This window comes from Streptomyces hokutonensis (genome assembly GCF_000376565.1).
GTDB classification, from domain to species: Bacteria; Actinomycetota; Actinomycetes; order Streptomycetales; family Streptomycetaceae; genus Streptomyces; species Streptomyces hokutonensis.
Genome location: NZ_BARG01000084.1, coordinates 27,958 through 48,148, shown reverse-complemented (window position 1 = coordinate 48,148; position 20,191 = coordinate 27,958). Strand labels below are relative to the sequence as shown.

General features: G+C 67.7%; 13 protein-coding genes. 4 read left to right on the top strand and 9 right to left on the bottom strand.

Features of this window, described 5'->3' with window-relative positions; all coding sequences use genetic code 11:
* Positions 1-94: 94 nt before the first annotated feature.
* From SSP08S_RS43450 to ngcE, 5 genes are all read right to left on the bottom strand, one after another.
* The gene (locus SSP08S_RS43450) at positions 95-1,192 is read right to left on the bottom strand and encodes a sugar ABC transporter substrate-binding protein (protein ID WP_019073924.1); all 1,098 of its coding nucleotides are present in this window, start codon (positions 1,190-1,192) and stop codon (positions 95-97) included.
* A gap of 133 nt (positions 1,193-1,325) precedes the next feature.
* Positions 1,326-2,525, bottom strand: coding sequence for an ROK family transcriptional regulator (locus tag SSP08S_RS43445; protein ID WP_026179345.1), 1,200 nt, complete (start codon positions 2,523-2,525; stop codon positions 1,326-1,328).
* A gap of 199 nt (positions 2,526-2,724) precedes the next feature.
* Positions 2,725-3,660 (bottom strand): carbohydrate ABC transporter permease, encoded by a 936-nt coding sequence (locus tag SSP08S_RS43440; RefSeq protein WP_019073922.1) that lies wholly within the window; start codon positions 3,658-3,660, stop codon positions 2,725-2,727.
* Positions 3,661-3,677: 17 nt separating this feature from the next.
* On the bottom strand, positions 3,678-4,613 hold the full coding sequence (locus SSP08S_RS43435; RefSeq protein ID WP_019073921.1) for a carbohydrate ABC transporter permease: 936 nt from the start codon (positions 4,611-4,613) through the stop codon (positions 3,678-3,680).
* Positions 4,614-4,672: 59 nt separating this feature from the next.
* Positions 4,673-6,121 carry an N-acetylglucosamine/diacetylchitobiose ABC transporter substrate-binding protein gene (ngcE, locus tag SSP08S_RS43430; protein WP_019073920.1) on the bottom strand — a complete coding sequence of 483 codons (1,449 nt, stop codon included), beginning with the start codon at positions 6,119-6,121 and terminating at the stop codon, positions 4,673-4,675.
* 369 nt (positions 6,122-6,490) lie between these two features.
* Here ngcE and SSP08S_RS43425 point away from each other — a divergent pair, with 369 nt between their 5' ends.
* Positions 6,491-10,282, top strand: a complete 3,792-nt coding sequence (locus tag SSP08S_RS43425) for a GH92 family glycosyl hydrolase (RefSeq protein ID WP_019073919.1) — start codon at positions 6,491-6,493, stop codon at positions 10,280-10,282.
* A 7-nt stretch (positions 10,283-10,289) separates the two neighbouring features.
* Here the strand turns inward: SSP08S_RS43425 and SSP08S_RS43420 are convergent, their stop codons facing one another.
* From SSP08S_RS43420 to SSP08S_RS43410, 3 genes are all read right to left on the bottom strand, one after another.
* A complete protein-coding gene (locus SSP08S_RS43420; protein ID WP_019073918.1) occupies positions 10,290-10,664 on the bottom strand; it encodes a hypothetical protein in 375 nt (124 codons plus the stop codon).
* A 67-nt stretch (positions 10,665-10,731) separates the two neighbouring features.
* Positions 10,732-14,004, bottom strand: a complete 3,273-nt coding sequence (locus SSP08S_RS43415; RefSeq protein ID WP_026179344.1) for a GH92 family glycosyl hydrolase — start codon at positions 14,002-14,004, stop codon at positions 10,732-10,734.
* Between the two features lie 324 nt (positions 14,005-14,328).
* Positions 14,329-15,411: a lytic polysaccharide monooxygenase auxiliary activity family 9 protein gene (locus tag SSP08S_RS43410; RefSeq protein ID WP_026179343.1), complete on the bottom strand. Its 1,083-nt coding sequence runs from the start codon at positions 15,409-15,411 to the stop codon at positions 14,329-14,331.
* A 485-nt stretch (positions 15,412-15,896) separates the two neighbouring features.
* On the opposite strand from SSP08S_RS43410, the gene SSP08S_RS57030 reads away from it, so the two are divergent.
* Positions 15,897-16,304 carry a hypothetical protein gene (locus SSP08S_RS57030; RefSeq protein WP_019073915.1) on the top strand — a complete coding sequence of 136 codons (408 nt, stop codon included), beginning with the start codon at positions 15,897-15,899 and terminating at the stop codon, positions 16,302-16,304.
* On the opposite strand, the gene SSP08S_RS64650 is transcribed toward SSP08S_RS57030, so the two are convergent.
* On the bottom strand, positions 16,295-16,945 hold the full coding sequence (locus SSP08S_RS64650; RefSeq protein WP_369407115.1) for a P-loop nucleotide/nucleoside kinase family protein: 651 nt from the start codon (positions 16,943-16,945) through the stop codon (positions 16,295-16,297). The genes SSP08S_RS57030 and SSP08S_RS64650 overlap by 10 nt on opposite strands.
* 174 nt (positions 16,946-17,119) lie before the next feature.
* Here SSP08S_RS64650 and SSP08S_RS43400 point away from each other — a divergent pair, with 174 nt between their 5' ends.
* Positions 17,120-17,680, top strand: coding sequence for a hypothetical protein (locus SSP08S_RS43400; protein ID WP_019073914.1), 561 nt, complete (start codon positions 17,120-17,122; stop codon positions 17,678-17,680).
* A gap of 199 nt (positions 17,681-17,879) precedes the next feature.
* Positions 17,880-20,159 (top strand): NEW3 domain-containing protein, encoded by a 2,280-nt coding sequence (locus tag SSP08S_RS43395; RefSeq protein ID WP_245608071.1) that lies wholly within the window; start codon positions 17,880-17,882, stop codon positions 20,157-20,159.
* Positions 20,160-20,191 lie beyond the last annotated feature (32 nt).

The following is a 20,191-nucleotide window of genomic DNA, read 5'->3' as shown; positions in this document are numbered from 1 at the left end:
CTGCGTTCGCACAGGTTCCGATCGGCGCCCGCCCCACAGCGGGGTTGGAAGGTGGGGCGGACGCCGAAGGGGCTTTGTCACCGCTGGGCGGTGGTTACGACAGACCGGCCGCCTTGCACGCCGCGGCGTACTCCGAGGTGCAGATCTGCGCGACGGTGTAGAGACCGTCCTTGATGACCGTGTCCTTGATGTTGGCCTTGGTGACCGACACCGGGGTCAGCAGCTGCGAGGGCACCTTGTCGCCGGAGCCACTGGTCTGGGTGGTGGTGGCGAGCGAGGTGATGCTCTTGCCCTGCGCCAGGTCCACGGCGAGCGTCGCGGCGGCCTCGGCCTCCGGCTTGAAGGCCTTGTAGACGGTGGAGGACTGGGTACCGGCGACGATGCGCTGGATACCGGCGAGCTCCGCGTCCTGGCCCGTCAGCGGGATGCCGCTGATCTTGGCGCCCTTGAGGACGGTGGCGATGCCACCGGCCATGCCGTCGTTGGCGGAGTAGACGCCCGCGATCTTGCTGGCACCGATCTGCGTGATGGCCGCGGACATCTTCTGCCCGGCGACGGTGTCCTTCCACAGACCCGACTGCTCGTAGGCGATCTTGACCTTGCCGTCGAGGGCCTCGTGGGCGCCCTTCTTGAACTGCGCGGCGTTCGGGTCGGCGTCGTCACCGTTGATCATGACGACGTTCGCCGAGGGGGTGGCCTTCGAGCCCAGCGCGGCGAGGAGGGCCTCACCCTGGAGCTTGCCGACCTGGACGTTGTCGAAGGAGACGTAGGCCGAGACCGGGCCCTGGGCCAGACGGTCGTACGCGACGACCTTGATGCCCTTGTCGACCGCCTGCTGGATCGAGGACTTGATCGCGGCGGAGTCCTGGGCGCTGATCACGATGACCTTGACGCCCTTGGTGATCATGCTGCTGACCTGCTGGGCCTGGGTGGCCGCGCTGGCGTTGGCGTTGTTGTACTCGACGGTGCAGCCGGAGCAGAGCTCCTTGACCTTGGCCTCGAAGTACGGCTTGTCGAACTTCTCGTACCGCGTGGTGACGCTGTCGGGCAGGAGCAGACCGATCTTGGCGTTGGTACCGCCCGAGGAGCTCGAGGAGCTGCTGTCGGACTTCTTGTCGTCGCCGGCCTTGCCACAGGCGGCCAGCGAAACGGCCATCGTGGTGGCGATGACAGCAACGGCGGCACGACGCATACGCGTGTTCACTTCAGAAACCTCCCTGACGAGGCCGCGTCGTTGCGGCCGAGGTGGCTGGAAGTCAACTCGGCCACGCGTGCGACGTCAAGAAGTAAATACTTAACGAGATGGCAACGGCGTCGTGCGTTCTCTAAGTGAAGACAGGTGTCGCTGCGGTCAGCGACCCGTCCAAAAGTGTCGAATCGCCCATCTCGCTGAGCGCGAGAGCGAGTGCTCCGAGCACCTCCGCACGGCCTCCAAGTGCCCCCGGGAGAACGGACAGTTGACGCGCCGCACTGGGGATCGCATAGCGGCCGACAGACTCCCTGATCGGCCCGAGCACCAGCTCACCGGCCTCGGCGAGATCGCCACCGAGGACCACTCGGCTCGGGTTCAGCAAATTGCAGAGATTGGCGACTCCACTGCCGATGTGTCGGCCGACGTCGGCGATCACCCGACGACAGCCCGGGTCTCCGTCCCGCGCCAGCCGTACGACTCCCTCCATGGTCAGGTCGGTGCCGTGGCTGGACTGGAGGAGCGGCAGCACATAGCGCGCGGCCGTGAAGGTCTCCAGGCAGCCCCGGTTTCCGCAACGGCAGACAGGGCCGGACTCATCAAGAGTAATATGCCCGATTTCTCCCGCTGTGCCACCCGGGCCCCGGTAGATCTTGCCGTTGATGACCAGCCCCGCGCCGACCCCGCTCGCGACCTTGATGTACGCCAGGTCCCTGACGCCCCGCCCACTGCCCCAGACCAGCTCACCGAGGGCGCCGAGGTTGGCGTCGTTGTCCACGTGCACCGGTACGCCCAGACGGCTGCCGAGCTCCTCGGCGGGTCTGGTGCCGGTCCAGCCCGGGAGGATGGCGGTGGAGCCCAGGGTGCCCGATTCCACGTCGATCGGACCGGGCACGCCGAGGCCCACCCCGGCGATCTTGGAACGGTCCACTCCGGTTGCCGCGATCAGGCGGTTGACCAGCTCTTCCGCCCGGTCGAAGCCCTGTGTGGAGGAGGCGTCCACATCGACGGGTTCAGACTCCTCGGCCAGCACCTGATGGGCGAGATTTCCGACCGCGACGCGCAAATGCGTGTGCCCGAAGTCGACGCCGATGACAATGCCGGCGTCCCCGCTCAGCGACACGCTGCGGGCCCGGCGGCCACCCGCCGAGGTCGGTGTGACCTCGACCGTTCCGCCGTCCTTGAGCTCGCGCACGATGTTGGAGACCGTCGCAGCGGACAGACCCGTCGTCCTCGCGATCTCCGCCTGCGTGAGCGACCCGGCCAGCCGCACCGCTCGCACGACCCGCTCTAGATTCGCTCGGTGCAGCGACGACTGCGACCCCGGAGTCTCCACGACGACCTCCTGCGCGCGGGACCGCATCGATGAGGCCCCGTCTATGTCCAACTAGTGAACTCTAAGCTGAGCCGTTAGGGTCGCCTCCCGTCAAGAGGTTGAACCGCATCGAGGGTCCAGGACACATACGTGGACACCGCTCCCGGCCTGCCGGAAGCGGTGGCGGAACGATCTCTTCCTGTCGCGTCGCCCAGGCGGGTTACTTCAGCGTCGCCGAAGTCAGACCGGACTGCACCTGGCGCTGGAACGACAGGTAGACGACCAGCATCGGGATCATGGCGATCGTGACGCCCGCGAAGAGAACGGGCAGGTCGGAGGCGTAGCCCTGCTGCTGCTGGAGCTGGATGAGCCCCTGGGTGAGGACATAGCGCTCCGGGTCCGAGCCGCTCTGCGGCTGCATCAGGACCGTCGGCAGGATGAACTGGTTCCACTGGCCGAGGGTGTTGAAGATGCCGACGCTGATCAGCCCGGCCTTGGCCATCGGCAACATCACTTGGAAGAACGTCCGGGTGTGCGAAGCGCCGTCGAGGATCGCCGCCTCGAAGACGGCCGTGGGCAGCGTCCGGAAGAACGCGTGCATGAAGAACACCGTGAACGGCATCGAGTAGGCGATGTAGACCAGGATCAGCCCCTGGTACGTGTTCAGCATGTCGAGGCGCTTGACCATGAAGAACAGCGGGACCAGCGCCAGGAACACCGGGAACATCGCGCCGGCGACGAAGAAGTAGTACAGCAGCCGGTTGCCCCAGAACTGGTAGCGGGCCAGCACGTACGCGGCCATCGAGCCGAACAGCATCGTCAGCGGCACCGAGAACACCAGCACGATCAGGGTGTTCAGGAAGTAGTCGCCGATGCCCTTGTTCCAGGCCCGCCGGAACACGTCGAACGACCAATTGTGCGGCCAGCCGAAGGCCGAGTTGCCGATCTGCACGTCCGTCTTGAACGAACTGAACACCAGCCACAGCAGCGGCAGCACGATCAACAGGGCCCACAGGGCCAGGAAGCCGTGCGAGAAGACGTTCAGAACCACGCCCTCACCGCGTGGTTCACCGGGCCGGGCGCCGGCCTTCCGGACCGACGGCTGCGGCGGGACGGTGCCGCCCGTGGGGGCGGTCTCCTTCAGGGGTGCGCTCATCGTCGTATGTCTCCCGCTCAGAACTCGATGCGCTCACGGCGGGTGGCGCGCAGCGTGACCACGGACAGGACCAGGGTGAGCAGCAGCATGACGACGCCCATCGCGCAGGCGTAGCCGCTCTTCCCGAAGTAGAGGAAGTTGCGCATCATCACGGTCGACATGACGTCGCTGCCGTGGTCGGGACCGCCTCCGTAGGCGCCCATGTTCGAGGTCATGGAGGAGACCAGGACGAACATGTCCATCGCGATGATGCCGAGATACACCCAGGCCGTCTGGACGGTCTCCCAGAGCAGCGGCAGGGTGATCCGGAAGAAGGACTGGGAGCGGTTCGCGCCGTCGATCAGAGCGGCCTCGTAGATGTCCCTGGGAATGGACTGCATGGCGGCGGAGAACAGCACCAGATAGAAACCGACGCCGTGCCACACCACGACCGCCATCAGTGCCCACAGCACCATGTTGGGCTCGTTGAGCCACTCCACCGGATTGTTGACGTCGACCAGGTGGAGTTTGATCAGAAAACCGTTGAGCAGACCGCCGCCGTCACTCCGGTACACGGCGTTGAACAGCACCGCGAGAATCGCCAGCGACAGGACCTGTGGGAAGAAGTAGACGATTTTGTAGAACCCGCTGCCGGCGACTCCCGTTACACCGCCGGCCTTGCTGCGCCCTCCCGCGTTCACCATGAAGGCGAAGAAGAGGGCGAGCAGAATGGTGATCACCGGGATGAACACCAGGAACAGGAGGTTGTGCCAGATGGCCTCCTTGAAGACGTCGTCGTGGAGCAGTGCTCGATAGTTGTCCAGTCCGACGAACTTGAAGGTCTGTGACTCACCCTTCCAGTCGGTCAGCGAATAGCCGAACGTCTGGATGTACGGCCAGATCACGAAGATCAGATAGAGCGCCACGGGAACGAAGAGAAATCCCGCGACGAACCTGTACTGCCCTTTGCGCATTGGCGTTTCCTGCCCCTGGTGTCCCGAGCGTGATCAGGTGGTGCGATCAGGCGTTGTGATCAGGAGTGCACGTTCTTCTTGGACGCCGGGTCCTTGGCCTGCTTGTCGACCGCGGCCTGACAGCGCTTCAGCCACTCCTTGGGCTGGATGCGCTTGGCCATCAGCTCGTTGGACGCGTTCTGGATGGAGGTGTCCATCTCGCTGTACCAGTCGGGGTAGAGGTAGCGGAAGGTGTTGGCGCCGGCCGCCTTGGACGCGTCGACCGTGGACTGGGTGCCCGGGCGCAGGGTGACGCTGGAGTCGACACCGTCCTTGAGGATGGTGAGCGAGTTGGCCTCCTTGGCGAAGAGCGTCGACCACTCCTTGGAGAGCATGTGCCGCATGAACTCCTTGGCGCCGGGGAGGTTCTTGGCCTTCGCCGGGATGATGAAGGGTTCGCCGGAGCCGGCCCGGATCGCCTCGAACGGCATCTTGCTGTCGGCCAGCAGCGGCATCGGCAGGAACTTCATGTCGAAGTCCGTCGGCGTCAGCTTGAGCTGCTCGTTCTCCAGCCAGGAACCGCAGGTGATGAAGGCCGCCTTGTACTGGTTCCAGCGGGTCTGCGACTCGGTGTGGGTCAGGCCGTTGGTGCCGGGCATCAACAGGCCCTTCTCCACCACCTCGTAGATCGCCTCGACGCCGGCCTGCGCGGCGGCCGAGCCGACGAACGCCTTCGGGTCGAGGTTGTCGATCGCCTTGACGGCGTCGATCCCGCCCTTCTTGGCGATGAGGTCCATGATCGCCACGTTGATGTAGTACGGGTACTTGCCCTGGTGGGCGAGACCGCCGATACCGGCCGCCTTCGCCTTCTGGCACACGGCGATGAACTCGTCCCAGGTCTTCGGCGGGGTCCAGCCCTTCTCCTTGAAGAGCTTGCCGGAGTACCACAGCCCCCAGACCGTGTAGATGTAGTTGAGGGCGACGACCTTGCCCTCCTGGACACCCGGGTCGAGAGTGCCGGGGATCAGCAGATCGCGGACCTTCTTGGTCGGGTCGTCGATCGCGGGCGCGTCCAGGACCGGTGAGAGGTCGAGCAACTGGCCGTTCTTGTACAGGACGTCGATCTTGATCTGCTGGGCGCCGGAGTCGTCGACGATGTCCGGCGGGTTGCCCGCGTTGAAGCGGGGCTGGAGCTTGCCGGTGATCTCCTGCGTTCCGGTGTGGGTGGAACTGACGCCGATCTTCGTCTTGAAGTTGGCTTCCCACGCCTTCGCGTAGTCGTCTCCGTAACCGCCCTTGAAGACGACGACGTCGAGCGTGCTGCCCTTCTTCACACCGAAGGGATTCGACTTCGACGTGGTGCCCTTGGTGCTGTCGTCACTGCTGCTGTCGTCCCCGCCACCGCTGGCACAGGCGGACAGGAAACTCATCGTGGGTACGGCGATCAGGCCGAGTGCGGCCGACCGCTTGATCAGATCACGGCGGCCGACGCCATTGGAACCGTTGTTCTCGGCTGAAGTGGATCCCATGCTCAAGTCCTCGCCTTCAACAGGACTCAGGCGGTGAACCGGATCCTCCCCGGCACCGCGGTCAGGTCGAGCTTGGTCGTGCAGAGGTACTTCGTGCGTGCTGCTGTGAGAGCGGTGTCGAACGCGACAGGTATAGTCCACTTCCGGTCGACAGAGCAAGATCGAATGCAGGGTAGGTTGTCGGTCTTTTCCGAAGTGAGACCTCGCGGAAATATGAAGGCCCTGTGCGTTCGATGCCGGAGAAATCCCCGCTATTGCGCTCGAATGCCGCACTCAACACCCTTGACATCCCTGGCCACTTGACTCCCTACTGTTGCCTGCGCGTCGAAATTGACAACGTTGTCCCACGTGCAGGGAGGATGCCCTCGTATGCATCACAGATGGTGGAGTTCGGCGGCCGTCTCGGTGGCCGCCGTCGCTCTGGTGGCGGGCTCGCAGGGGGCGGCCGTCGCGCTGCCCGTCAAGGCTCCCGCTCCGGCCGGGGAGTTCGCCTCCTCCTTCGAGACGGGCGATCCGGCGCCGGACTGGCTGAACACCGTGGACACCGGGCCCGACGGCGCCAAGCGGGCCTCCGGTGTCGACGGGGGATACACCAGCGGTATCCCGGGCAATGTGGACGATCACGTCACGGACCTGCGTGCCAGCGGCGAGAACACCGGTGCGGGCGAGGTGAAGGAGAACCTCGTCGACGGCGAGTCCGGCACCAAGTGGCTCACCTTCGCACCGACGGGCTGGGTCGAGTTCGATCTCGACAAACCGCTCAAAATAGTGACGTACGCGCTGACTTCGGCCAACGACCACGACGAGCGCGACCCGCAGGACTGGACCCTCCAGGGGTCGACCGACGGCAAGGACTGGAAGACCGTCGACACCCGCTCCGGCGAGTCGTTCTCCGCCCGGTTCCAGACCAAGTCGTACGACCTCGCCGAGCCCGCCGAGTACCAGCACTTCCGGCTGGACGTGAGCAAGAACAACGGCGGCGACATCCTGCAGCTCGCCGACGTCCAGTTCTCCACCGGCGGCTCCACCGCCCCGGTCCCCGAGGACATGCTCTCGCTGGTCGACCGCGGCCCCAGCGGCTCCCCCACCGCCAAGGCGGGCGCCGGCTTCACCGGGACGCGCGCGCTGCGGTACGCGGGCCGTCATACGGCGACGGGGCGGGCGTACTCGTACAACAAGGTCTTCGACGTGGACGTGGCCGTCGGCCGGGACAGCGAGCTGTCGTACAAGATCTTCCCGCAGATGGCCGACGGCGACCTCGACTACGACGCCACGAACGTCTCCGTCGACCTCGCCTTCACCGACGGCACCTATCTCAGCGGCCTCGGCGCGACCGACTCGCACGGCTTCGCGCTCACCCCGCAGGGGCAGGGCGCGGCCAAGATCCTCTACGTCAACCAGTGGAACAACGTCCTCTCGCGGATCGGTTCGGTCGCGGCCGGCAAGACCGTCGACCGGATCCTGCTGGCCTACGACTCCCCCAGCGGGCCGGCGAGGTTCCGGGGCTGGCTGGACGACGTGAGCATCAAGAGCGTCGCGCCCGAGAAGCCGAAGGCGCATCTGTCCGACTACGCGCTCACCACCCGGGGCACCAACTCCAGCGGCAGCTTCTCGCGCGGCAACAACTTCCCCGCGACCGCGCTGCCGCACGGCTTCAACTTCTGGACCCCGGTGACGAATTCGGCGTCGCTGAGCTGGCTCTACGACTACGCACGCGCGAACAACGACGCCAACCTGCCGACGCTCCAGGCGCTCAGCCTGAGCCATGAGCCGAGCCCCTGGATGGGCGACCGGCAGACCTTCCAGGTGATGCCCTCGGCGGCCTCGGGAACGCCCAACACCGACCCGAACGCACGGGAGTTGGCGTTCAGGCACGAGAACGAGACGGCGCGCCCGTACTACTACGGCGTCACGTTCGAGAACGGTCTCAAGGCCGAGATGGCCCCGACCGACCACGCGGCCTCGCTGCGCTTCACCTACCCCGGCGACGACGCGAGCGTCATCTTCGACAACGTCACCGAGCAGGCGGGCCTGACCCTCGACAAGACCGACGGGACCGTCACCGGCTACTCGGACGTCAAGTCCGGTCTGTCCACGGGCGCGACCCGGCTCTTCGTCTACGGCGTGTTCGACGCGCCGGTGACGGACGGCTCCTCCAGCGGCGTCAAGGGCTATCTGCGGTTCAAGGCGGGCGCCGACCACACGGTCACCCTGCGGCTGGCCACCTCGCTGATCAGTGTCGACCAGGCGAAGGCCAACCTGAGCCAGGAGATCCCGGACGGCACCTCCTTCGACACGGTCAAGGACCAGGCCCAGAAGGTGTGGGACAAGCTGCTCGGCAAGGTCGAGGTGGAGGGCGCGACCCCCGACCAGCTGACCACGCTCTACTCCAGCATGTACCGGCTGTACCTGTACCCCAACTCCGGCTTCGAGAAGGTGGGTTCGACCTACCAGTACGCCTCGCCGTTCTCCCCGATGCCGAGCCAGGACACCCCGACGCACACCGGCGCGAAGATCGTCGACGGCAAGGTGTACGTCAACAACGGCTTCTGGGACACCTATCGGACCACCTGGCCGGCGTACTCACTTCTGACGCCCGGTCAGGCAGGTGAGATGGTCGACGGGTTCGTGCAGCAGTACAAGGACGGCGGCTGGACCTCCCGCTGGTCCTCCCCCGGCTACGCGGACCTGATGACCGGCACCTCCTCGGACGTCGCGTTCGCGGACGCGTACGTCAAGGGCGTGCAGTTCGACGCCAGGTCGGCCTACGACGCGGCCGTGAAGAACGCCACCGTCGTCCCGCCCTCCTCGGGCGTCGGCCGCAAGGGCATGACCACCTCGCCCTTCCTCGGCTACACGAGCACCGACACCGGCGAGGGCTTCTCCTGGGCGATGGAGGGCTACAACAACGACTACGGCATCGCCCAGATGGGCCTGGCCCTCTACAAGAAGACCGGCGAGAAGCGCTACAAGGAGGAGTCGGAGTACTTCCTCAACCGCGCCCAGGACTACGTGAACCTCTTCGACAAGCAGGCCGGGTTCTTCCAGGGCAAGGACGCCAAGGGCAACTGGCGCGTGGCGTCGGCGAGTTACGACCCGAAGATCTGGGGTTACGACTACACGGAGACCGACGGCTGGGGCTACGCCTTCACCGCCCCGCAGGACAGCCGAGGCCTCGCCAACCTCTACGGCGGCCAGAAGGCCCTCGGCGACAAGCTCGACGAGTACTTCGCCACCCCGGAGAAGGCCTCCTCCGCCACCGTCGGCTCCTACGGCGGTGTCATCCACGAGATGACGGAGGCGCGGGACGTCCGGATGGGTCAGTACGGACACTCCAACCAGGTCGCCCACCACGTCACGTACATGTACGACGCGGCCGGCGAGCCCTGGAAGGCGCAGAAGGACGTGCGCGAGGTGCTGTCGCGGCTCTACACCGGCAGCGAGATCGGGCAGGGCTACCACGGCGACGAGGACAACGGCGAGCAGTCGGCCTGGTACCTCTTCTCCGCGCTCGGCTTCTACCCGCTGGTGATGGGCAGCGGCGAATACACCATCGGCTCCCCGCTGTTCACCAAGGCGACCGTCCACCTGGAGAACGGCAAGGACCTGGTCGTCAAGGCGCCGAAGAACAGCACGAAGAACGTCTACGTCCAGAGCCTGAAGGTCAACGGCAAGCCCTGGACGTCGACTTCGCTCCCGCACTCGCTGCTGGAGAAGGGCGGAGTGCTGGACTTCTCCATGGGCTCCAAGCCCTCGTCGTGGGGCAGCGGCAAGAACGCGGCGCCGGTGTCGATCACCAAGAACGACCAGGTGCCGACGCCCCGCAGCGACCAACTCGCCGGTGACGGCGCCCTGTTCGACAACACGTCGGCCACGGCCGCGACGGTGACCTCGGTGGACCTGCCGGTCGCCAAGGCCGTCAAGGGCATCCAGTACACGCTGACCTCGTCCGCGGACCACACGACGGCGCCGACCGGCTGGACCCTTCAGGGCTCGACCGACGGCACCAAGTGGAAGACGCTCGACAAGCGCTCCGGCGAGTCCTTCACCTGGGACAAGCAGACGCGCGCGTTCTCGGTCAAGTCGCCCGGCTCGTACGCCCATTACCGCCTGGTCCTGGACGGTTCCTCGACCCTCGCGGAGGTGGAGCTGCTGGCCTGAGGCACGGTCACGGCACGGGGAGGCGGGGCAGCAGTCGGCGCAACGCCTCCGCGTGCTGGTGGACCCGTCTGAGCACGCCTCTCCTGGTCGACGCGAAGACGGGGACGTCCTGGGCCGGGCCGCAGGCGGCGGCCTTGTACAGGTCGTCCAGCCAAGCCCCTTTCCCCCTGGTGCCGTCCGGCGCCAGGGGGATCAGTCGTGTCAGGACCTCCGACTCGGCGCCGCCCAGGAACCAGACGCGCACCATGAGGTCGGCGCGCACATAACGCAGGCCGCCGTCTATGTCCTCCGGCGGCGCGAAGCCCTCGCCCTCGACCAGGAAAGCGAAGGCCGAACGCGCCTCGGCCCGGAACTCCTCGGGCAGCTGCGGCCGTTTAACCATCTGCGGATGCTCGCACGCGACGGTGTGCCCCCGCCACCGGAACGGACGAGGGCACACATTGTGGACGTCAGTTCACCGCAAGGGTGAACACATGGAGATCCGGGTCGTCCGGAAGTGTCACGCTCTTGATGGTCTTGCCCGTGGGTGCCGCGAAGGGCTTGGTGGCGAACACATAGGTGACGACCGGGTCCTTGTCCGCACCCGCGACATTGCGGTACGCGGTCCGAGCGACGATCTCGTTCCCGTACTGCACGGTGCCGCCGCCCCCGCCGACCGTCCAGTCCGTGAAGGACAGATCGATCACGTCGGTGCTGCCGTCGGTGTAGGTGACGGTCGCCTTGGTCTGCTGGTTGCCGTTGACCGCGCTGCCGACGAAGGACAAGTTGGCCGCGGGCTGCGGGAGTTGGAGGGTCTGACCGGCCGCCGAGACGTTGTCCGGGCGCCCGTTCGGCGAGTTCGGCCAGGTGAAGCCGAGCCCGTCCACCGTGCCGGTGCCGCCCGGCGTCAGCCCGGCCGCCGAGAGCGCCTGGAGGGAGTAGCTCCAGCCGCCCCCGTCGTAGTCCGCCTCGTCGTGCTCGCCGGTGTCGTCGGAGACGCCGGTGTTGTTGTAGGCGGCGAGCAGGGTGCCGGGCGCGGCGACCGTGAGGGACACCGGCTGCTCGTACGACGTGTCGCCCGAGGTGACGGTGACCTTCACGTCGTAGAAGCCCTGCTTGACGTCCGTGGCGGCCGTGAGGGTGATGTCCTGGGAGCCGTCGACGACCGTTCCCTGCGCGGGAGTTGCCGTCACTCCGGCGGGCGTCTCGACGCTGTAGCGGACCTCGGGGCCGGTGCCGCCGCTCAGGGACAGGGCCTTGATGTTGACCTTGGTGGTGTCGCCGGGGGCGAGGGTCGCGGCGGTCGGGCCGACGCCGATCTGGTACGGCTGTTCGCCGGTGCGGAAGGACGGCGGGGCGTCGGCGGGGTCGCTGCCCCAGGTGCGGTTCGGGGTGGTGGAGAGGGTGTAGTCGAGGGTGCCGCCGTTCCTGACGATCGATGAGGAGAGCCAAGGGCGGTCGCTGCTACGGCCGTTGACCTTCAGGGACTGGATGTACGGGGCGTCGGTCGCCGCGCCCTGCGCGTGGATGGAGATGTCGTTGCCGTGCGGGCGCTTGATCTCGATGCGCTCGAACAACGGGGAGGCGAGGGTGAGTTCGGCGCGGGAGGGGACCTGGGGGTACATGCCGAGCGCGGAGAAGACGTACCAGGACGACATCTCGCCGAGGTCGTCGTTGCCGGGGATGCCGGCCGGGTCGGTCGTCCAGAGCTGCTTCATGGCCGCCCTGACCGTCTCCTGGGTCTTGTACGGCGCGCCCGCGTAGTCGTAGAGGTAGGGGACGTTGACGGACGGCTCGTTGTCCAGCTCGGACTTGTCGCCACCGCTACCCGTGAAGGCCCAACTCCCGTCCGCCTCATGGAAGAAGGAGTCGAGGCGGGCGAGGGCCTTGTCCGTGCCGCCCATGGCCGCGAAGAGGCCCGCCGGGTTGTGCTGGACCATCCAGGTGTACTGGGCGGCCGTGCCCTCCACGAAGCCGTTGCCGGTGCCCGGGGTGAAGCCGGTGACCCAACTGCCGTCCGCCTTGCGGTTGGCGATGTAGCCGCCGGTGGGATCGGCGGCGATGTTGAAGTTGTTCTGCCACCACTGGGCGCGCTTGGCGAAGTCGGCCGCCGTGCTCTTCTTCCCTGCTGCCGTGGCGAGTTGGGAGAGTGCGAAGTCCGCCGTGGACATCTCCAGCGTCTCGGCGGCACCGCCCCAGGCGTTGGAGACGGACGGCATGTAGTGCAGGTTCAAGTACTTGTCGAGAGACGGGCGTTGGCCGACCGAGAGCACCGGCTTGCCCGAGGAGGACAGGTCCTGGGCCGTCGGTACGGTCGCCGCCTGCACAAGGGAGGCGAGGGCTCCCTTCAGGTCGAAGTCCGTGCCGCCGAAGGCGCGGATGCCGGCCAGGGCGGTGGGCGAGGGGTCGCCGTTCATGACGTGGGTGCCGCTCGCGCCATGTAGCCAGCGGTCCCAGATCCCGCCGTTCTGCTGGGCGAGTTCGTAGAGGGACTGGGCGATGTCGGAGCCCGTTCGGGGGTTGAGGAGGGTGAGGAGCTGGACCTGGGAGCGGTAGATGTCCCAGCCGGAGAAGGTGCCGTACTGCGCCTCGTGCCCCTTGCCGACCTTGTGCACCTTGCCGTCGCTGCCGGTGTATCTGCGGTCGGCGTCGCTGATGACGTTCGGGTGCAGGAGGGAGTGGTAGAGCGCGGTGTAGAAGGTGGTGCGCTCGGCGTCGGTGCCACCGCCGACCTTGATCGCGCCGAGCTGGTCGCGCCAGGCGCGGTGGGCCGCGTCCTCGACCGCGTCGAAGGAGCGCTTCGGCGGGTTCTCCGCCGCGAGGTTGGCCGCGGCGCCGGCCTGACTGACGTACGAGATACCGACCTTGACGCCGACCGGGCCGGTGCCGGGCTCGAACTCGACGTAGCCGCCCGCGCCCTTGCCCGCGACGGGACGGCCGCCGTTGGTGAAGCCGCCCGTGCCGCCGGTCGCGGAGGTCGACCCGGGGGTGAGCTTGTCGTCCTGCCAGGTGCCGGTGGTCTTGAAGGCGCGGTCGAAGGTAGCGGTGAAGTACAGGGTGTAGTAGGCGCGTTGGCCCTCGGGGTCGAGGTAGCCGCAGAAGTTGCCGGAGGTGACCGAGCCGGAGACCGTGCGGGTCGCCGGGTCGATGGTGACCGACGAATCGGTGGAGCCCACCTCGGAGTTGGCGGTGCGGATCAGGAGTGAGGCGGGCTTGTCGGCCGGGTAGGTGAAGCGGCCGGAGCCGGTGCGGGCCGTGGCCGTGAGGTCGGCGGTGACGCCGGAGGCGAGGCCGACCTTGTAGTGGCCGGGTTCGGCGGTCTCGGCGGTGTGGCTGAAGTCGGAGGCGTAGACGGCGTCCTTGGTGTCGCTGGCCGGGGAGGAGGTGACCTCGCCGGCATACGGGAAGAACGGGATGTCGCCGCTGCCGCCCGCGCAGCCCGTGCCGGACATGTGAGTGAGGCTGAAGCCGCGGATACGGGTGGCGTCGTACTGGTAACCGCCCGGCGCGGCCGTACTTGTTGCGCTGCCTCTGGTGTTCTCCGGGCTCCAGGAGAGCATGCCGAAGGGCACGACGGCGCCCGGGAAGACATTGCCGCCGTTCTTGGTGCCGATCAGCGGATCGACGTAGGCGCTGGGGTCTTTGACGAGTTGCGGTGGGGCGGCGGTGGCCGCCAGGGCGGGGGTGGCGCCGCCGACCGCGAGCGCGGTGGCGAGCAGCAGGGACATGGGACGGAAACGCATGACGCGGCCCCTCCTCCTTCGGACGGGTCGCGCACCACAGGTCGCACAAGCCGCAGGGACAGTAACGTGCGCCACCCGTACCACGGAAGAGCGCATGGGCCGGCGAGGGCACGCTGGGCGGCCACTCGGACGGCGTCCGCAGGCCAACTGGGTTGACATCGTTGTCCGTTGGCGCGGTAGAGTCGTATGCAGACCATTTGACAACGTTGTCGCATCGCAGTGTCGCTCCAAGCCATGCACCACCCGGGTGGGCTCACCCCCATCGCCCATCCGGCTCGCGGACCCGGTGGCCCCCCGTCCACCGGGTCCGCCCCGAGCGCAGGCTCAACCGACCTGGCAGGGAAGGGCAGTTGCCGGGTCACCTCCGTCGCCGTTCACGACGTAGCCGAAGGTGGTGCTCTGTCCCGGACTCAGTGAGCCGTTCCAGTCGGCGTTGTGGACCATCACGTCCTGGCCGGCGTAGGTCGCGTTGCCGTTCCAGAGGCTGGCGACCGACTGGCCGCCGGGAAGCGTCCAGTCGACCATCCAGCCGAGCATCGGGACGTCACCGGAGTTGGTGACGGTCACCTCGGACTGGTAGCCGCCGGGCCAGCTGCCCGTCGTGCGGCGGGTGGCCGAACAGACCCCGGGTACCGGGTCGGTGGGGTTGCCCGGGTCGTGAATACCCGTCACTTCGCCGTTGCCGCCGTCGAATACGACGTCCGAGCAGGAGTAGAAGGTCTCGGTGCTGTCCGAGCGCTGCCACACCATGTAGATGATGTGCCGCCCCGACTTGTTCGCCGGAAGCTGCCCGGTCCAGGAGTAGTTGGCCTCGACGGTGCCCGGGGTGCCGTTGAGCGGCGGGTGGTCGACCGTGAGGAACGGGGTGTCCTCCATGTCGTCCCAGGTGAGTGTCTTCGTCGGGTCGAAGCCGTCCTTGGTGATGTAGACGTAGAACCAACCCGGGTGCGCCGCCCAGGCGTTGTACGAGAAGTCGACCGTCGCGCCCGAGGTGAGATGTGTGAGCGGCCAGTCGTCGCGCGGGAGGTCGAAGCCGGTGAAGTTGGGGTTGCCGCCGCTGCACAGCCGACCGTCCGGCACGAAGCCGCGGGTGCGGCCGGCGCCGTCGGAGCGCAGCACGGAGAACCAGTTGTAGAACGGCGTTGTGCCGCTGACCTGTTGGGCCGCTTTGCAGGCCGGGTTGATCGGTTTGATCTCGCCGGTGGTGGTCAGCGCGTCCTGCCAGCAGAGGAAGGTGCGGCTGGCGGGTTTCATGGGGGTGCCGTGGGCCTGCGCGGTGCCGCCGGTGGCGAGGATCAGGGCCAGCGCGGGGACGGTGGTGAGCAGGGCCAACAGGACGAGGAACAGGGCTCGTCGAGGGGTGGGGCGCGGTAATCGTGGTTCGGTTCTCAAGATTGTCATAGGCATGACAGATTTACCTTCGCTCGGCGGTCGTGCGGAACGTGCGGAGGTGAAGGCGTGGGGTGGGGCGACCCGGCCGCACCCGGCGGGTTCCGGACCGCCGGGCGGGTGGGAGCGCTCCCACCCCACTGCCCGTGAAGTTAGCGCGGACTGGGGAGGCTGTAAACGGCGGGGCACGGGTGGACCGTTTCCGGGGCGGCGCCGGGGTCCGGCCCGCGGCTTCGTCGGCACCGGCTTCCGCGGAGACGCCGGAACGCGGGAGCGGCATCCCAGCGACGTCCCAGCGACTTCGCGACGACGCAGGTCAGAGGGGCATCGCCATCCCGTCCTCCCAAGGCACCCCGAGCCCCTTGGCGCCGGCCCGGCCGCGGCGACAGCCTGTTGCCGCCAAGCCGTCGGCGAGTGACCACGCCGTCGGTCCGCACAACCGATGACTCGGCACCACATCGCGGCGGGAGAAGACAACTCGCCCCGAACTCACGGGAGGAATCATGAAGAAGCGCGGTATCGCCGCCCTCGTTGGCGGCCTCGCGGCCGTGGCCCTGGGGCTCACGCCCGGCACGGCCAACGCCTCGGACAACCAACCGCTCAGCGCCAGCACCACGGGCGCCTCCGTCTCGCTCACCGTCGACTGGACCGGATCGGAGTCCTTCACCCTGCGCAACGTGAAGCTCAGCGACACCTCCTGCGACGCCCACCCGGTGTTCTTCTACGTCACCGTGCCGGGCTTCCAGTTCCCGAACCACTGGAACACCAGCGGGTGCGGCACCACGACCACCTGGAGCGCCCTGCCGGGCAGTCTGGACGGCGGCATCCACAGCCTCGGGGTGACGGTCTGCCGCGACACGACCTTCGACAACTGCAGCACGTCCGGCGCGTCGCTCAACCCCTACGACTGATCGTCCGACGGCAGGCGCCGTCGACGGCCTGCACCGGCGGCCCGGACGGCTTCCGGGCCGCCGGGTCCAGAGGTCGACCGGAGTGCGGGACGGACGGGGTGCGGGACGGACAGAAGTCCGGCGCCGCGGCGAGGTTGTCCCTGGACGGCGGTCAACTCCCGTTCTGCGCAACGTGATCCCGGCGAAGTGAACACTCCCGACCTCGTTTGACCAGCGAAGGTGCTGGAGGCGGGCGGACCGGGCAGCCTGGCCGTGTTCCTGCTCCTGCTCCTGCTTCTGCTGGGCGCCGGGCGGTCGGGTGAAGGACGGTCAGGTGAAGGACGGTCAAGCGAAGGACGGCCGGCGAGCGGCGGCCCACGCGGGCCAATCCGGCCGGCCCGGCGGCGGACAGCCGATGTCACGACCGGCGATTTCCGCGGCGTCGGGCTCCTCGAAGCGCGCCCGCCGGCGCGCGCGAGGTCCGACTCGCTCATCGGGAAGGTGTGTTCGGGGGCCGAGGCCTGGCGGTGAGCGATCCGGGCGCGCCGGGTCGCCCGCTCCACCGGCAGGTACACGAGGCGGCAGGACGCGTCCGCGGGCTCCGTGAGCCGGCGGATCGCGGATCTCTCGTCACGGGACCAGCAGCCGAAATCCAGAATCACATCGGCTCCGATCCGCAGCGCCTCCAGAGCGAGCGAGAGCAGCCGCCCTTCCAGGATGTGGCGTTTCCCGCCCTCCCCCGACTCCCCGAACAGCGGGAGCGTTCACCGAATCCACCGGGACGGCAACTGCTTTCAGGTCGGCCCGCTGCGGCGGCATGCTCCTACGATCAGTGGATGCTCGCAGTCGCCGTCACGGTCGCCCTGGCCTTCGCCGGGTTCGCCGCCACCTATCTCAACAGTCTGCGGCTGGCGCAGCGACAGGAGCGGCTCGCCCGGGTCAACCGGCAACTCAGCGATTTCTACGGGCCGTTGTTCGCACTGACGGAGGTCAACGCCCGTACCTTCGCCGCGTTCGTGGAACGGCACGCCCGGCCCGGGGGTGTCTCGCCCTTCAGCGACGGGGCGGCCCCGCCGACCGACGAGGAACTGGCCGATTGGCGGCTGTGGGTGACCACCGTGTTCCTGCCCGTCCTGCGGGAGATGCGGGAACTCGTCGTCGGCCGGGCGGATCTGCTCCGAGAGCCGGAGATGCCGTCGCTGCTGCTGGAACTGTGTGCACACGCGGCGGGGTACGAGATCACGGTGGAGCGCTGGGCACGGGGTGACTTCTCGGACCATCTGTCGCTGGTCTGGTTCCCGGGCCCGGAGTTGGCCGCGTACGCGCGGCAGGGCTTCGGCGAACTGAAGCGGGAACAGGCGCGGTTGCTGGGTGACCGCCCGGCCGGCGGCGGCTGAGCGCCTCGACCGATCCGGCCGACCTGCCCAAGTGGGACCTTCCCTCCGATGTCGCCACAGCTGCCCCACAGACTTGACCCAGTTTTGGCCAAGCGCGCTATGTGGTGACTGGCGTTCGGTCATGTTCACTTGTCGCGTTCACTGGGTTTGTTCTTGACGTTTTCTGAGTCATGTGGGCGTTGCGATGGAGGAACAGCTCATGAGAAGACAGATCCGCGGTGCGCTGGCCGCGTTGACCGGAGCGCTGCTGCTCACCATGGGGGTCACCGCGACGGGCGGGCAGTCCGCGCGGGCCGATGACAACGCTGTCGGCAACGCTGTCGGGGTCAAACCCGCGCTGGGGTGGAGCAGTTGGAGTTTCGTCCGGCGCAATCCGACCGCGCAGACAATTGAGGCACAGGCCGAGGCGCTCAAGACCAGCGGACTGGCCGAAAACGGGTTCGTGTACGCCAACGTCGACGACTTCTGGTACCAGTGCCCGGGCAGCCAGGGGCCGGACGTCGACCAGTACGGGCGCTGGGTGACCGACCCCGTCAAGTTCCCGCCCAAGGGCGGTGAGAACGGCATCCAGGTGGTGGCCGACTACGTCCACTCCCTGGGGCTGAAGTTCGGGCTGTACGTCACGCCCGGGATCTCCCAGCAGGCGGTCGCCAAGAACACGGCGATCGAGGGAACGCCGTACCACGCACGGGACATCGCGACCACGACGACGGAGAGCAACTACAACTGCGGCGGCATGGTGGGCATCGACTACACCAAGCCCGGCGCGCAGACGTTCATCGACTCCTGGGCCGGGCAGTTCGCCGGCTGGGGCATCGACTACCTCAAGATCGACGGCGTCGGCACCTCGGACCAGCAGGACGTCCAGGCCTGGTCGGACGCGCTACGGCACACCGGCCGGCCGATCCACCTGGAGCTGTCGAACAACCTCGACATCAACAACGCGGCCACCTGGAAGAAGCTCTCCAACGGCTGGCGCACCGGCGGCGACATCGAGTGCTACTGCGGTCCGGACGGCAGCAGTTACCCCCTGACCACCTGGGCCTCCGTCGCCTCGCGCTTCGACCAGGTCGCCGCCTGGGCGCCGTACGGCGGACCCGGCGGGTACAACGACTACGACTCCCTGGAGATCGGGAACGGGGACAACAATGGTCTGACCCCGGACGAGCGCAGGACGCAGATGAGTCTGTGGTCGCTCGCCGCCTCGCCGCTCTTCCTCGGCACCGATCTCACGCATCTCGACCCGGCCGACCTCGCGTTGCTGAAGAACACCGATGTCCTCGCGGTCGACCAGGACGGCATCGACGCCAAGCGGGTCTCCTCGGACGCGAATGCGCAGGTGTTCGCCAAGACCGAGCCCAACGGGGATGTCGTGGTGGGCCTGTTCAACACCGGATCGGCGCCCCGGGAGGTCGCCACGACCGCGTCCGCGCTGGGGCTGGCCAAGGCGGGCGACTACTCCCTGCGGGATCTGTGGAGCAAGCGGCTGACCGAGTCCGCGGGCCGGATCGCCGCCAATGTGCCGGCGCACGGCGTGGTCCTGTACCGGGTGCACGGCAGCCGGCACGTGGTGAGCGGCGCGGCTCCGGTCGTGTCGTTCGGGCTCGACTGGGCGCCCGCGTCGAGCGACAGCACCACGCGTACGGTGACGGCCGTCCTGTCCGACAACGGGTCGCGGCCGATCACCGATGCCGCGCTGACCCTCACCGGGCCGGCCGGCACGAAGATCACCACGCACTCGGCGACCCGGGCCAGGACGATCCGCGGCGGGCACGCGCTGAAGGTCACCTACTCCGTCTCCATCCCGTCCTCGCCGAAGCTCTTCGACTCCAGCGACTTCAAGGGGAGCGCCACTTACCGCTTCAAGTCGGCGGGGCAGACCCGGCTGGCCGCCGGTGACACGATCACCGTCAACCACCAAGTGACCGCCCCCTACAAGACGTTCGCCTCCACCACGGCGAGCTTCAGCCAGTCCGGGACCCAACTCGGCATCCGGGCCCAGGGCGCGGACCTGTACAACGGCACGAACGAGTACGGCACGGTCTATCTGCCGGGTGCCGAGCACGACGGTTCGGTGACGACCGTGAAGCTCAACTCGCAGTCGGACACGGATGTCTGGGCCAAGGCCGGGATCATGGTCCGCAACGACATCACCCAACCCGACACGTCCCCGGGCTACTTGGCCCTGGTCGCGACCCCGGGCAACGGCTACCTCCTCGACTGGGACAGCGACGGCGACGGAAAGCTGGACTCGCAGGACTCCACCGGCACCGCCGTCTACCCGTCGTGGCTGAAGCTGGTGCGCAACGGCACGACCTACAGCGGCTATTACTCCACCGACGACGTCACCTGGAACCTGGTCGGCACGATCGACGTCCCGACCGCCGCGGCCACCCAGGACGTCGGCCTGACCCAGACCTCGCACGCCTCGGGCACCACGGGCGAGGCCGACTTCGACTCGTTCACGACCACTCCGTAGCAGCGAGTCAGTAGCGGATACGCGCCCGTACG

What these genes read in the sequence shown, in the direction of transcription:
- SSP08S_RS43440 (WP_019073922.1), bottom strand. Translation starts at nt 3,660, where the DNA reads ATGAGCGCACCCCTGAAGGAGACCGCCCCCACGGGCGGCACCGTCCCG.
- ngcE (WP_019073920.1), bottom strand. Translation starts at nt 6,121, where the DNA reads ATGGGATCCACTTCAGCCGAGAACAACGGTTCCAATGGCGTCGGCCGC.
- SSP08S_RS43450 (WP_019073924.1), bottom strand. Translation starts at nt 1,192, where the DNA reads ATGCGTCGTGCCGCCGTTGCTGTCATCGCCACCACGATGGCCGTTTCG.
- SSP08S_RS43425 (WP_019073919.1), top strand. Translation starts at nt 6,491, where the DNA reads ATGCATCACAGATGGTGGAGTTCGGCGGCCGTCTCGGTGGCCGCCGTC.
- SSP08S_RS43400 (WP_019073914.1), top strand. Translation starts at nt 17,120, where the DNA reads ATGCTCGCAGTCGCCGTCACGGTCGCCCTGGCCTTCGCCGGGTTCGCC.
- SSP08S_RS57030 (WP_019073915.1), top strand. Translation starts at nt 15,897, where the DNA reads ATGAAGAAGCGCGGTATCGCCGCCCTCGTTGGCGGCCTCGCGGCCGTG.
- SSP08S_RS43420 (WP_019073918.1), bottom strand. Translation starts at nt 10,664, where the DNA reads ATGGTTAAACGGCCGCAGCTGCCCGAGGAGTTCCGGGCCGAGGCGCGT.
- SSP08S_RS43415 (WP_026179344.1), bottom strand. Translation starts at nt 14,004, where the DNA reads ATGCGTTTCCGTCCCATGTCCCTGCTGCTCGCCACCGCGCTCGCGGTC.
- SSP08S_RS43410 (WP_026179343.1), bottom strand. Translation starts at nt 15,411, where the DNA reads ATGCCTATGACAATCTTGAGAACCGAACCACGATTACCGCGCCCCACC.
- SSP08S_RS43435 (WP_019073921.1), bottom strand. Translation starts at nt 4,613, where the DNA reads ATGCGCAAAGGGCAGTACAGGTTCGTCGCGGGATTTCTCTTCGTTCCC.
- SSP08S_RS43395 (WP_245608071.1), top strand. Translation starts at nt 17,880, where the DNA reads ATGAGAAGACAGATCCGCGGTGCGCTGGCCGCGTTGACCGGAGCGCTG.